This is a genomic window from Sulfurovum sp. (assembly GCF_041562805.1).
Taxonomy (GTDB): Bacteria; Campylobacterota; Campylobacteria; order Campylobacterales; family Sulfurovaceae; genus Sulfurovum.
Genome location: NZ_JBFFOH010000020.1, coordinates 1 through 13,551, shown reverse-complemented (window position 1 = coordinate 13,551; position 13,551 = coordinate 1). Strand labels below are relative to the sequence as shown.

The following is a 13,551-nucleotide window of genomic DNA, read 5'->3' as shown; positions in this document are numbered from 1 at the left end:
GTAGGGTTTACTATACTGTTTACACCAGAGAAAACAAGGTAACAATAAAAGTAGTACCAATAGGAATGGTGAGCCAAAAGTAAAATACATAGAGATATTCTAGCACTTATATGGTTATTTTAGTATAATAAGCCATGAATAAATTACTTATAATATTACTCTCGATTCTATTGTTTTTGTTGCTTAGTGTAGCTGGTCTCTTGCTTTTCTCTTTTTCTCAAACGGGTAATGATATGTTAAAGCCCTATGTACAGGAGAAGTTGGAACAGGAGATAGGACTGCCTGTTGAGGTAAATACGTTTACACTTGAGTCCGGGACATCAAGTTTGGATATGGTCATTAACAAGCAGGCTCTTGTACGTGTAGTGACACAGTACAATCTTTGGAGCAAGTCATTTGAGGGCATCTATCATATGAAAGCGGATACGTTTACCCATGAGGATAGAAAGTTGAAAAATGTAGATATCAAAGGAAATTTTAAAGGTATTTCTGAAGATATGTATATCGATGGTAAAGGAACTGCTCTGGATGCAAATGTAGAGTACCGTCTAAATATCATCAACGAAGTACCCCAGCAGATCGTAGCCAACATGCAAGGTGCGCAATTTGCAGAAGTATTGGAGTACCTGGGGCATCCTGCTTTGGCAGAAGGAAAGATAGACGTAGAGATCAATATGCCGGATATAGGTGAAGATACAGGAAGCGGATATGGACATATCGTACTTAAGAAGGCCTCTTTCAATCGAGCCTTGGTGAAAGAACTGTATGATTATACCCTTCCTGAGAAAAGCTATGTGAACGGAAAGATAGATGCAAAACTGGAAGGGCAGAGTGTTAAATTGGTCGGTGATATACAAAGTAATCTCTTTACGTTGCAGATCAAAGATGCGTTCGCAGATATGGCTTCTGATGAATTGACAGCAGCGTATAGTCTGGATGTGAAAGATATGCGTATCTTGACAAAGAACAAGCTGGCAGGGCTTTTAAAAGTAGATGGCAAGGTACTCAAGAAAGATAAAACAACGCTAGTCACAGGCACAAGTCACTCTTTGGGAGGCACATTGGAGTTTGCTGTAGACAAAACAGCCAAGATCACTTTAGAAAAGCTTTCTTTAGAGAAGCTTCTCCCTTTGTTCAAACAACCTGACTATGCCAAAGGTGAACTTGGCGGGACCATAGTACTGGATGATCTGAAAGCGAAGTCCGGAACCTATGCATTGCATGTTGACAAAGGGGTATTAAAACGTAAAGCTATAGAAAAAATGTCCCGATACAAAATCCCTTCAGACAATACATTTTCACTGAAATCAGAAGGGAAAATAGCCAATAAACTGCTTACGGGAGATGTTACGCTGCAGTCAACACTTACAGATATGGTACTTTCTTCCCTCACGTATGATCTTAAGCAAAAGAGTTTGCTGTCAGAGTATGATATTTTGATCCATGATGTGAATGCAGTGATGCGCAAAGCACAAGTAAATAAAGGCGCAGCGGTCAGTGCCAAAGGGTCACTCAAGTTTACAGACAAACTTAGTATCTCCGGTGTGACGAAAGGCTTGGGTAAAAAAGTCGAGTTTTCCTATGACAGTAAAACAGCCAAAGTGCATGCCTCTGAACTTTCTGTAGAGAAGATACTTGCTTTGAGTGGTTTGCCTGTGTATGCAAAAGGCACCATAGACAGTCAGATAGTTTTCACGAACCTTAAACCTGAAGAAGGAACATTTTCGCTTCAAAGTACTAATCTTGTAGCGCAGCCTGATGAGATGAAAAAATTGACAGGTGAAGCATTCAATATGAAGGCATCTTTAGAGTCCGCCGGAACGTTCAAAGAGGGTAAAGGATATATCAATACGAAATTGAAAAGTTCTCTGGGAAATATTACGCTTGATAACATGGTGTATGACGCCAAAGACAAGACCGTAAAAAGTGTCTATACTATTGATATCCCAAGCTTAAAAGAAATCCAACCGCTTATCGATAAAAAGCTCTATGGACCTCTTGTACTGAAAGGAGAATTTGCTAAAGACAAAGTTGTAAATGTAACGGGTTCAACTACTTCTTTGGGTGGCGAGATCAGTTATACACTTACAGGAGATGATCTACTCAGTACGATAAGCAGTGTCCCCTTGGATAATATTTTGGGCACACTGGGACATAAGAGAAATTTTCTGGGTTCAGCTTCAGGAAAAGGAAAATATAATCTGAAAAAGAAATCAGGAGTAGTTGATCTTGACATTGCCTCTTTCCAGATAAAACCCAGCAGTTTAACGAGCATGATAAGCATGGCTATAGGAAAAGATCCTGCACGTGTGATCTTCACTTCTACAAAGTTTCATGCGGATATTAAAGAGAAGATCACAGACTACACACTGCATGCAACAGGTTCACACAGCAGCATCGATATCACTGAGGGAAGAATCAATAAAATAAACAACACAAATACAGCTAAATTCAAATTTGTGTATGAAAAATACTCAGTGAATGGGCAAATTAAAGGGTCGGTGGATAACCCAAAAGTAACAGTGGATACCACAGCGTTGTTTAAAGATAAGATAGATGAAAAAATGCAAAAAAAGATTGACAAAGTACTTGGTGGAAAAGCCGGTGAATTCTTAAAAGGCCTCTCTTTTTAGCGGGGCTGAATATTTTTAAATTGATAATTACTCTCAATTTAATACTTTTTTAAGAAAAGGTTGACTATACTGCATCAAATTCAGTTAAGTGATAACAATTATCATTTAGATAAATTATAATACTCCATAAGGAAACCAAGTGGAAAAAATTACCATTGCATTAGCAGGACAACCGAATGTCGGGAAAAGTTCACTGATTAATGCTATATCCAATGCCACACTGAAAGTAGGTAACTTTTCAGGCGTAACGGTAGATAAAACAGAAGTAGAATTTAAGATCTGTGATGAAGTGACATGTAAAGATTATGAAGTACATATCATTGACCTCCCAGGGGCATACTCATTAACTGAATATACGATAGAAGAGAAAGTTACGAAAAGTTTTTTACAAAGTGATGAGTATGATGTCATTGTCAATGTTGTGGATTCTACAAACCTTCAAAGAAATCTGTTGTTTACGACACAACTCCTTGAGACGGGTAAAAAGATGGTTGTAGCGCTTAATATGGATGATGAAGCACAAAAAGAGGGTATCACGATAGATGAGAAACAACTCTCCGCGATATTGGGTGTACCTTGTGTTAAAACGTCTGCATCACAAAAAACAGGTGTTGAAGAACTTAAGGCAGCCATCATTGAAGTCTATGAAAAAGAGGAGACGGGTGCGAAAGTCATTTATAGCGATCCTATAGAAGAAGAGATAGAGAGCATTGTAAACTTTTTAAAAGAGAAAAAGTATAAAAGTACACTTCCTTACCGTCAATTGGCAGTACGATTGTTGCAGGAAGATGTAGATGTGTATAAAACAATGCACGATGAACCTATCTGGATAGAGATGTTACCTATTGTTAGAGAAGGTCTTAATCATCTCTATCTGCATAACAATACCAAAGACCTGGATGAGATCTTTGCAGATGAACATTTTGCTTTTGCAAAAGGAGCAAAGATGGAAGTCATGTCTGTAGAAGGTATGAAAGCCAAAAACCTTACACAGAAGATAGACAATCTTCTCATCAACAAAATTCTAGGTATCCCTCTCTTTTTATTCTTTATGTGGGGACTCTTCCAGCTTACGTTTGAATTGGGTTCTGTACCAATGGACTATATCGATGCAGCCTTTGGATGGCTTGGAGAGCAGGTTAAAGCAGTATTGGGTGAAGGTGAGTTAGGTTCACTTGTTGCAGACGGGATGATAGCTGGAGTGGGAGCCGTGATCATGTTCTTACCCAATATCCTCATACTCTTTGTAGGGATCGCATTACTTGAGACTACAGGATACATGAGTCGTGTGGCATTTTTACTGGATGGATTTTTTCATAAGTTTGGATTACATGGTAAAAGTTTTATCCCTTTAGTGACGGGGTTTGGATGTTCGGTACCTGCCTATATGGCTGCACGTACCCTTAAAAATGAAAAGGACAGACTCATTACGCTTTTCATCATAGGTTTTATGTCTTGTGGAGCAAGACTCCCTATCTATGTACTTTTTGCAGGGGCATTTTTTGAAGCAGAACAAGCGGGAAATATCTTGTTCATTATTTACATCTCAGGAGCTATTTTAGGACTCTTTGCCGCGAAGGTGCTCAAAGTATTTGTTTTCAAAGGTGAAGATGAACCATTTGTCATGGAAATGCCAAAATATCGTATGCCGTCACTCAAGCTCATCTGGCACACAGTGTATGGTCAGGCGAAATCTTACCTCAAAAAAGCGGGAACCTTTATTTTGGCAGCGTCTGTGCTTGTTTGGTTTGCAAGTAACTATCCTAAAAATGAGCTACTTCAAACAGAGTTTGAGACGAAGATAGCACAAACGACCAATGATGAGGTCAAAAGTCAATTGAACAATGAACTCTCATTACGTTTACTTGAACAGAGTTATTTGGGACAGATAGGACACGCTTCTGAACCATTCTTTGCCCCACTTGGTTTTGACTGGCGTATGGCCGTAGCACTGGAGACGGGACTGGCAGCAAAAGAAGTGGTTGTTTCTACATTGGGTGTACTCTATGCACTGGGTGATGAGGTAGATGAAGGGAATGAAGGTCTTATCTCGCAGATACAAGCAAATATACCATTTGCAGCAGCAATGGCATTTATTGTATTTGTAATGATCTATCTGCCTTGTTTGGCTGCATCGATGGTCTTTGCCAAAGAGGCTGGAGGATGGAAATATCTGGTGTATCTTTTCCTCATGACCACTTCGACGGCATGGATATTAAGTTTTATAGCGTACCGAGTGACGCTGATGATTACAGGAGTGTAAGATGGTATTAAGTGATTTGCATAAAGGCGATAAAGCAGAGATCGTTAAGATCCATGCGGACAAAGCATTAAAAGACAGATTGACCTCTTTTGGTGTCATGCGTGGAGAGACACTGTTTATCAAAGGTTGTTCCCTTGCCAAACAGACGATGGAGATAGAAGTAGGCTCAACTCTTATTGCTGTGCGGGCAGATGAAGCCAGCAAGATAGAAATTAAACAAATAGATAATTAAGAGTGAGGAAAAAAGATGAATAAGCGAATCCTAGGCTTAGTTATTCTAATGATAATGAGTATTGATATATCTGCAGACACCTTGAACGATGCCTTTTCAAATGGAAAATATGAAGGAAATATGAGACTGGGGTACCAAAGTCATGAAGTAAATAATGATACGAATGATGAGTTCTCGGCAGGTGTCACTTTGCACTTTGAAACGGCACCTTATTATGGTCTTCAACTGGGAGCGACGCTGTTTACTTCTCATGGTAATGGAGAAGAAGGATTTGAAGGTGTACCCTTTTTTGATGAAAATAATGACAACTATACCAGTTTGGGTGAAGCCTACCTAAAAGGTACGATTTCCAATACGGTATTTACGCTGGGTAGACAAACATTTGATACTCCTTTTGCGGACACTGATGACATAGGGATGGTACGCAATACATTTGAAGCCTATACTTTTGTCAATACAGATATTCGGGACACAACACTGTTTATCTCTCAGGTACAAAAATGGTCAGGCGTTGACAGTCCTGCTCCAAGCAGTTTTACCGATGTCAATGATGATGATGGTATGCAGATACTTGGTATCACTTATGAGGGGATAGATAAAACAATACTATCTGGATGGTTTTATAATCTAAATGACGAAGTGAAGATAAGTTATTTGGAAGCCAACTACGAGGATGAAACAGATAAATATACCTATGGTGCTGCACTGCAATATGTATATCAGGATTATGACAGTGGTGAGAACTCCACTGTCTATGGGGCAGCAGCATTTTTGGGTGTTAAAAAAGTAGGATTGACAACAATGATCGCATATAATACAGTAGATGGCATTCAAGCAGATAATTTTTTTGGGGGAGGCCCATTTTTTACCAATGCAGAGCATAACACCCTTAGAGAAGCAGGACCAGATGGAGATATTTTACTCTACACATTGGAATGGGATGCCTCAGTAATAGGCGCAGAAGGCTTAAATATTTTCGCAAATATAGATATACACCAAGATCATTCCAAAGAGTATGACTTTGGTATGGAATATGCCTATAATGACAGTGTAAATTTTGCAGGGGTCTTCTCTGATGTAGAAAAAGATGAGGATGCTTTTAAAAATCTTAGAGTTTTTGCAAATTACAGTTTTTAAGCCTATTCAGAATGAAAGAAATTATTTTGTGACAATTTTTTGATATACTCTTCTATGAATTAACGTTAAATGGAAAAGATAGATGGGAATAAAATACAGAGTTAAACATTTATGTATAAGCCTTGGGCTTATGTTTACTTTTATCTTCACTCAAGGGGCAAGTGCAAATACCAATTTGGAATTTCACGAAGTCGCATCCACAGTGATGATAAATTCACTGAAGACACAGCCCCAAAACAGCTTTTTAAAGCAACTCTATACACGGCTTTTCTTTGTGCCAATATGGATAGATGAAGATTCTCCCTCTTCATTCAGTAAAGAACTTTTTAGACTAATAAAAGCAGATAAAACCCTTGAAAACAGTTCAAAACTCTATCTGGACGCTGTGCGTTTGGAACAGAGGGCACAAGAGATCTATGGTTCGAATGGCACACTCTCTCAGAAAGTAGATCTCGAATTTAAGATTTCCCAGCTTTATAAAGAGTATGCAGATTATGCTTTGTATGGGAGTATTAACTGGGGTGCCTTCCAGGACAGACTCTATAACTTAAAAGCAGCAGATATCAATGCAGCATGGGTGACCTATAAGCCTAAGTTCGGTCCCATGTCTCTTATTGAAAATGCAGCACTGAGCGGCAGTTTATCTTCTCTGTTTACACAGGCAGTACCCAAAGAGTATCGTTACAAAGAACTTCGAGAATCACTGATCAGGTACTTGGAACTTCAAAAAAATGGCGGATGGGCAGCGGTACCACTCAACGGGGTATTAAAACCAGGTGAAGCATCTGATGCTGTCCCATTGTTACGAGAGAGACTTCGTATCACGGGAGACTACGGATCGTGCAGCAGTCAGGCAGCAAATACATATGATGCCTGCCTAAAAGAGGCAATTATCCATTTTCAAAAACGTCATGGGCTAGATTCGGAAGGAGTCATAGGTAAAGAGACCATCTCGGCGATCAATACGCCTATAGAAAAGCGTATAGAACAGATACGTTTAAATCTTGATCGTATCAAATGGCTTCATGAGCGTAATAGTAAACGACATATTATGATAAATATCCCTGCATTTACACTCTTTTTTGAAGAAGACAGGGCTTTACGTCAACAGATGAAAGTGATCACAGGAACCAAGAAAAACCCTACCCCTGTCTTTTCCAATACGGTACAAACGATAGTATTGAACCCTCAGTGGAATGTCCCTAAAAGTATTATTCAAAAAGAGTATATTCCAAAAATGTTAAGAAGTCCAAATGTGCTTCGAAAAGAAAAGATCGAGGTATATAACGGATGGGGGAAAGATGCAGCTAAGGTCAATCCCGCTTCTGTCAATTGGAATGCTTATCGTTACAGTAAAACGGTGCCTTACCGTTTTGCACAGACAGCAGGGACGCACAATGCTTTAGGGAAAGTAAAATTTTTATTTCCAAATGAATTCTCAGTCTATATGCATGATACTCCGACCAAAAGCCTTTTTAACCGTAATGTGAGAGCATTCAGCCATGGCTGTATTCGTCTTTCTCAGCCTATTGCACTTTTGGAAACCTTCTCTACATTCAATGACACTGTAGATTTTGATAAGTCAGAACAGAGACTTGAAGGCGTAGACAAAGAATTTTTGTATTTAACAGAACAAGTGCCTGTGGATGTCGTTTATTTGACTGCCTATGTGGATTATGACGGTGTGTTGCAGTTTAGAAACGACATTTATGGCTATGACAAAATGCAACTTCAATCTTTTAGGAAATGGTAATGGCATTTAAGTATGCTATTGCCCTGACGGGAAGTATTGCTACGGGAAAGAGTTCGACTGTGGCCAAGTTTGCATCCTTGGGATTTCATATCATAGATGCCGATAAAATAGCACATCAGCTACTCGATGAACAGCATCATGCCGTTGCAGAGTTATTTGGTGAGACATTGGTGAGGGAAGGTAAAGTAGACAGAAAAGCTTTGGGAGCGATTGTCTTTAACGATAGCAACAAACGTAAAGCCCTTGAAGCATTGCTTCACCCTCTTATCTTTAAAGAGATCGAACGACTTTCTGCTGAGCAGGACAAACGGGGTGAACCCTATTTTATTGATATTCCTTTATTCTTTGAAGGTGGGCGGTACCCCATAGAAAGATCATTAGTGGTCTATGCAACAGAAGAGCAGCAACTCGAACGTCTTATGCATCGAGAGGGTTACAGCAAAGAGGAAGCACTGAATCGTATACAGACACAAATACCTGTGGAAGAAAAACGTAAATTGGCTAGCTATGTTATAGATAATAGTGGTACACTTACGCAATTAGAAAAAGAATGTGAACGTGTGAAAGAGGAGATACTCAATGACAATTACTAAGTATTCAGCAAATGGCAATGATTTTGTCATGTTTGTGGCACAAAAAAGAGCAGACAGGTCTGAACTTGCAAAAAAACTGTGTCATAGACAAAATGGTGTAGGGGCAGATGGTTTGGTGGTTGTTTTACCTCACCCAGAGTATGATTTTGAATGGGAATTTTATAATGCGGACGGAAGTGTTGCAGACATGTGCGGTAATGCAAGTAGAGCCGTAGCCCATTTTGCATTGGAAAAAGGCATAGCCAAAGAGAATAAAGCAGAGTTTTTAACCGGAGCAGGTGTCATACGTGCCACCATAAACGGGCTCTATGTAGTAAGTGACATGACCCCTCCTGAGATCATCAGTAAAGATGTAGAAGAGTATGGTGAACATTGGTGGCTGATCAATTCAGGTGTCCCACATCTTGTAGCTGTACGTGATAATATCGATGACTTCAACATAGAAGAAGCACGTATTTTACGTCATAAGTATAACTGTAATGTGAATATCTGTATGGTGAAGGATGATGTGCTGTATGTCCGTACATATGAACGTGGTGTTGAAGATGAAACATTGGCATGCGGGACAGGAATGGTAGCATGTTTCATTCGTAATCATAAAGAGGGAAAAGTCTCTGATCAGGTGAAAGTACATCCTAGAAGCGGAGATGAACTCTATGTGAGTTATGAAGAGGGTGTTTACCGGTTTGGCGGCAAGGTAACTAAGACGTTTGTTGCTGAGACCTTGATATAATGTCTTTATTCGCTTAAAGAGGAAATCATGAAATATATATTTATTTTTATCATCACAACATTCACTCTCTTTGCCAATGATTTTGATCAAGCAGTAGAGGATTATAACAACGGTGGATACATTAAATCACTCAATACTTTTTATACTTTGGCAAAAAAAGGTGATGCAAAGGCACAGTATAATGTGGCGCTTATTTATGCTAACGGTAAAGGGGTACAGAGAGATCTGGACAAAGCAAGAAAGTGGTATGAGAAAGCAGCCAAACAGGGAAATGGCCCGGCACAGTATAATTTAGCACAACTTTATCATGCCGCTGGAGAAACAGATGCCCATGGGTATGAAAAAGCAAGATACTGGTATGAAAAAGCCGTGGAAGCGGGTATCATGCAAGCCTATAACAATCTCGCTGCGCTATATATAGAAGGTAAAGGTGTGAAGAAGGACCAGAAAAAAGCATTTGAACTTTTCCAAAAAGCAGCAAGCATGGGTGACAGTTCTGCACAGGTAAATGTAGCTGTATTGTATGCATGGGGAGAAGGTATCACTCATGACAAAATGAAAGCTTATGACAACTTCAAAAAAGCATTGATCTCGGGTAAGAGTGAAGCGAGTGGCTATCTTGATAAACTTTGTACAGAGAGTGCCTGGGTCTGTCAAGATTAAGTCGCCTCATTTTTAAGTATCTCTTAGTTATACTTTCAGCCAACAAAACACTGATGTTTTGTTAAATAGCCGCATAACTCAGTTAGCATAATGCTTCTGTGTCATGATACTTATGCGAAAACAATTGCTCGATTAACTCAGCGGTAGAGTGCCTCCATGACATGGAGGTGGTCACAAGTTCGAATCTTGTATCGAGCACCATTAACTACTTTATTTCTCAAACTTTTACATACCTTCATATATTGACATTATTTGACATTATTTGACATTTTTTGACATTTTTATGATATAGTTATTCCATAAAATTAATTTAGAGGGGCGATTTTGGGGTTATTTGACTTTTTGAAAACAAAAGATATATTACCTTATGAAAAGATCTATGGAGAACTGGATAGGTTCACTGAAGCATCTCTGGCAATGCCTAAAATGAATAATCCATTTTTACTTGATGACAAGAATAAACACCCAATGATCTTTGGTTATTTTATGGGCGTTATGGATCATATTGCCAAAGCATATGAACTCACTGAGAAAGATAAACTTAAAATATTTACCCAGTATTTGTCAAAAAACTTTGCAGAGAATAATGACGAAGATGCCAAAGCATTAGTAAAATACTCTATGGATGTTATGAAAACAGATGAGGGTGGTCATTATGCATTACGAGGCAAACTGGCGATGAAAAAATGGGCAGAAGGTGGTCCAATGGCAGCATATGCACCTATGGGGCTGATAAAAATATTAAACGACTGATATATCATAAAAACTTTTCTTTTACTCTCTTTCTCTCTAATTTTCCACAATACAACACCAAACAGATACAATTTATTAAATATAATATGCCTTTAAAATGTATGATTAAGCAATGGTTTTTTTGCTTTTGCTATAGTTATATATGTTATGAGTGAATTTGGAAAAGGTGATTTGTATGGAGAAAGCACTTATAGAACTACCGGAGTTAACACTTAATGCACTGTTTGACTATAGTGTCAAAACCTATAAAAAATGTCCTGCTGTCCAGTTTGTAGGGTCTGAACCCGTGCGCTATACTCAACTCGCACAAAATGTGGAAAATATCCAGGAAATGTTACATGCGTACGGCATCAAAGCCGGTGACCGCGTGGCACTATACAGTGAGAATATGCCAAATTGGAGTGCTGTCTATTTTGCAGTCACAACGATGGGTGCAGTGATCGTCCCTGTGTTACCTGATTTTCACACCTCTGAAGCACTGCACATTGCTACGCATGCAGAATGTAAAGCTGCGTTCATCTCTCAAAAACTCTTTCAAACCATGCTGGATGAAAGCCAGCCTCCGACCATGAATCTATTGGTGATCACCGATACACTTGAGATACTTGAAAAATTATCGACACCTTCTAGGGTAGATAAGGTGATCAAAAAAAGCGGTGCACAATTTAATAAGGCGATGAAGAAACTTGGAAAGCATATGAAAGAAGGTCATGAAGACCATATAAAAGAAGATGATCTTGCTTCCATTATCTATACATCCGGTACTACAGGAAACTCAAAAGGAGTGATGCTCAGCCATAAAAACTTAGTATCCAATGCCACTGCTGCACAAAAGATCGTTGACATTTATCCTGAAGATCGATTCCTTTCTATTTTGCCACTAGCCCATACCTATGAGTGTACGATCGGTATGCTGGTTCCTATTCTCAATGGTGCTTCGATATACTATATTCAAAAGCCGCCGACGCCAACCATTTTGATCAAAGCCATGGATGATGTTAAACCTAACTTCATGCTGACAGTTCCATTGGTCATTGAAAAGATCTATAGAAATAAAGTCTTGCCTAACTTTCAAAAAAATATAGTAATAAAAACACTCTATGCAATCCCGTTTATCCGAAAAATACTCAATAATATTGCAGGTAAGAAACTTGTAAAGACTTTTGGCGGGGAGCTTCGGTTTTTCGGCATAGGAGGGGCAGGGGTTTCTCCTGTAGTTGAGAAGTTTTTACGTGAAGCAGAGTTCCCTTACTGTATAGGGTATGGACTCACTGAAACAGCACCTTTACTGGCCGGTACAAATCCGAGTAAGACAAGATATAAGGCCATTGGTCCAGCACTCTATGGAACAGAATTGGAATTGCGAGATCAAAATGAAGAGGGTACGGGGACACTTTGGGCACGTGGTCCCAATGTGATGATGGGGTATTACAAAGATCCTGAGAAAACGGCTGAGGTCATAGATGAAAACGGCTGGTTCAACACCGAAGATATCGGGTATTTTGACGAAGACGGATACTTCTTTATGCATGGTCGTGCGAAAAATATTATTGTAGGATCCAGCGGTGAAAATATTTATCCGGAGCAGATCGAAGCCATACTTAATTTACACCCTTTAGTCGCTGATTCCTTGGTCTTTGACAATGATGGGGTGCTCTCTGCCCGTGTACATCTCGATTATGATAAGATCGATGAACTATTTGGTGCCAAACAAAAGTCGGAAACAAAAACACATGCAAAAATAGATGAACTGCTTGAAGAGATCCGAAATGAAGTCAATCAAAAAGTTTCCGCTTTCTCCCGTATCAGAAAAATTATTGAGCAGCGTGAACCCTTTGTAAAAACACCAACGAAGAAGATCAAGCGTTACCTTTATATTTAACAGGGTTTCGCTAGCCCCTAAAAAGGCTATATCTTACCCATGTTTAAGGTCTTAATTCATTCTTATCCAACTTTTAGTTATAATAACCGCATTTTTAACGTTGCATTGTAGGCGACGATAACACAAAGGGCTAATTTGAGCGAAAATCTTATCGGTTATATAGATGACCAGGGCAATATCATTGATACACAGAGTGCAGGGGAAAACTGTACAGCAACACCTATAGAGTATGACAATTCTGAAGCATCTTTAGAGATCATACGTCACTCTACGGCACACCTTATGGCACAGGCCATTACAGAACTTTATCCTAACTCACAGTTTTTTGTCGGTCCGGTAGTAGATGAAGGTTTTTACTATGACTTCAGAGTAGATGAACAGATAGGTGAAAATGACCTCAAGGCCATCGAAAAGAAGATGAAAGAACTCATCAAGAAAAAATACAAGATCGAAAAGTACGAGATGAGCAAAGCAGAAGCTTTGGAAAAGTTTGCAGATGATGACTTGAAACAAAAAGTGATGTCTCGTATCGAAGATGATACGATGTCTATCTACAAACAAGGTGACTTTGAAGACCTGTGTCGTGGACCTCACGTGCCGGCACTTCGTTTTTTACATAACTTCAAACTTACACGTGTAGCAGGGGCGTACCTTGGGGGTGATGAAAAAGCTGAAATGCTAACACGTATTTATGGTGTTGCATTTGCAGACAAAGAATCACTTAAAGCGCATATGACGATGATTGAAGAGGCGAAAAAACGTGATCACAGAAAAATTGGTGCTGAGATGGAACTCTTTATGTTTGACGAAGCAGCAGGTCCAGGGCTTCCTTTCTGGATGCCAAAAGGTGCAAAACTTCGCTATAAACTAGAGAGTATCTTACACAAAGCACACCTCACACGCGGTTAT

The 13,551-nt window shown here is 39.3% G+C and carries 10 protein-coding genes, 1 tRNA gene and 1 pseudogene; all 12 read left to right on the top strand.

Features of this window, described 5'->3' with window-relative positions; all coding sequences use genetic code 11:
* The first annotated feature begins 134 nt into the window (after window positions 1-134).
* On the top strand, window positions 135-2,633 hold the full coding sequence (locus ABYK33_RS04550) for a hypothetical protein (RefSeq protein ID WP_373031797.1): 2,499 nt from the start codon (window positions 135-137) through the stop codon (window positions 2,631-2,633).
* 139 nt (window positions 2,634-2,772) lie between these two features.
* A complete protein-coding gene (gene feoB, locus ABYK33_RS04545) occupies window positions 2,773-4,896 on the top strand; it encodes a ferrous iron transport protein B (protein ID WP_373031796.1) in 2,124 nt (707 codons plus the stop codon).
* A 1-nt stretch (window position 4,897) separates the two neighbouring features.
* Window positions 4,898-5,128 carry a ferrous iron transport protein A gene (locus tag ABYK33_RS04540; protein ID WP_373031795.1) on the top strand — a complete coding sequence of 77 codons (231 nt, stop codon included), beginning with the start codon at window positions 4,898-4,900 and terminating at the stop codon, window positions 5,126-5,128.
* Window positions 5,129-5,143: 15 nt separating this feature from the next.
* Window positions 5,144-6,265 carry an OprD family outer membrane porin gene (locus tag ABYK33_RS04535; RefSeq protein WP_373031793.1) on the top strand — a complete coding sequence of 374 codons (1,122 nt, stop codon included), beginning with the start codon at window positions 5,144-5,146 and terminating at the stop codon, window positions 6,263-6,265.
* 82 nt (window positions 6,266-6,347) lie between these two features.
* Window positions 6,348-8,018 (top strand): murein L,D-transpeptidase, encoded by a 1,671-nt coding sequence (locus tag ABYK33_RS04530; RefSeq protein WP_373031792.1) that lies wholly within the window; start codon window positions 6,348-6,350, stop codon window positions 8,016-8,018.
* On the top strand, window positions 8,018-8,611 hold the full coding sequence (coaE, locus tag ABYK33_RS04525; protein WP_373031791.1) for a dephospho-CoA kinase: 594 nt from the start codon (window positions 8,018-8,020) through the stop codon (window positions 8,609-8,611). The genes ABYK33_RS04530 and coaE overlap by 1 nt, the downstream gene beginning before the upstream one ends.
* The gene (dapF, locus tag ABYK33_RS04520) at window positions 8,598-9,344 is read left to right on the top strand and encodes a diaminopimelate epimerase (protein ID WP_373031790.1); all 747 of its coding nucleotides are present in this window, start codon (window positions 8,598-8,600) and stop codon (window positions 9,342-9,344) included. The genes coaE and dapF overlap by 14 nt, the downstream gene beginning before the upstream one ends.
* Before the next feature lie 27 nt (window positions 9,345-9,371).
* Window positions 9,372-10,007, top strand: coding sequence for a tetratricopeptide repeat protein (locus tag ABYK33_RS04515; RefSeq protein ID WP_373031789.1), 636 nt, complete (start codon window positions 9,372-9,374; stop codon window positions 10,005-10,007).
* A gap of 126 nt (window positions 10,008-10,133) precedes the next feature.
* Window positions 10,134-10,208: transfer RNA gene (locus ABYK33_RS04510), tRNA-Val, on the top strand.
* 123 nt (window positions 10,209-10,331) lie between these two features.
* Window positions 10,332-10,760: a hypothetical protein gene (locus ABYK33_RS04505; RefSeq protein ID WP_373031788.1), complete on the top strand. Its 429-nt coding sequence runs from the start codon at window positions 10,332-10,334 to the stop codon at window positions 10,758-10,760.
* A 175-nt stretch (window positions 10,761-10,935) separates the two neighbouring features.
* Window positions 10,936-12,642 (top strand): AMP-binding protein, encoded by a 1,707-nt coding sequence (locus tag ABYK33_RS04500; RefSeq protein ID WP_373031786.1) that lies wholly within the window; start codon window positions 10,936-10,938, stop codon window positions 12,640-12,642.
* Window positions 12,643-12,777: 135 nt separating this feature from the next.
* Window positions 12,778-13,551, top strand: a pseudogene (locus tag ABYK33_RS04495) (threonine--tRNA ligase); the annotation flags it as partial.

What these genes read in the sequence shown, in the direction of transcription:
- ABYK33_RS04500 (WP_373031786.1), top strand. Translation starts at nt 10,936, where the DNA reads ATGGAGAAAGCACTTATAGAACTACCGGAGTTAACACTTAATGCACTG.
- ABYK33_RS04530 (WP_373031792.1), top strand. Translation starts at nt 6,348, where the DNA reads ATGGGAATAAAATACAGAGTTAAACATTTATGTATAAGCCTTGGGCTT.
- ABYK33_RS04550 (WP_373031797.1), top strand. Translation starts at nt 135, where the DNA reads ATGAATAAATTACTTATAATATTACTCTCGATTCTATTGTTTTTGTTG.
- dapF (WP_373031790.1), top strand. Translation starts at nt 8,598, where the DNA reads ATGACAATTACTAAGTATTCAGCAAATGGCAATGATTTTGTCATGTTT.
- coaE (WP_373031791.1), top strand. Translation starts at nt 8,018, where the DNA reads ATGGCATTTAAGTATGCTATTGCCCTGACGGGAAGTATTGCTACGGGA.
- ABYK33_RS04515 (WP_373031789.1), top strand. Translation starts at nt 9,372, where the DNA reads ATGAAATATATATTTATTTTTATCATCACAACATTCACTCTCTTTGCC.
- ABYK33_RS04535 (WP_373031793.1), top strand. Translation starts at nt 5,144, where the DNA reads ATGAATAAGCGAATCCTAGGCTTAGTTATTCTAATGATAATGAGTATT.
- ABYK33_RS04540 (WP_373031795.1), top strand. Translation starts at nt 4,898, where the DNA reads ATGGTATTAAGTGATTTGCATAAAGGCGATAAAGCAGAGATCGTTAAG.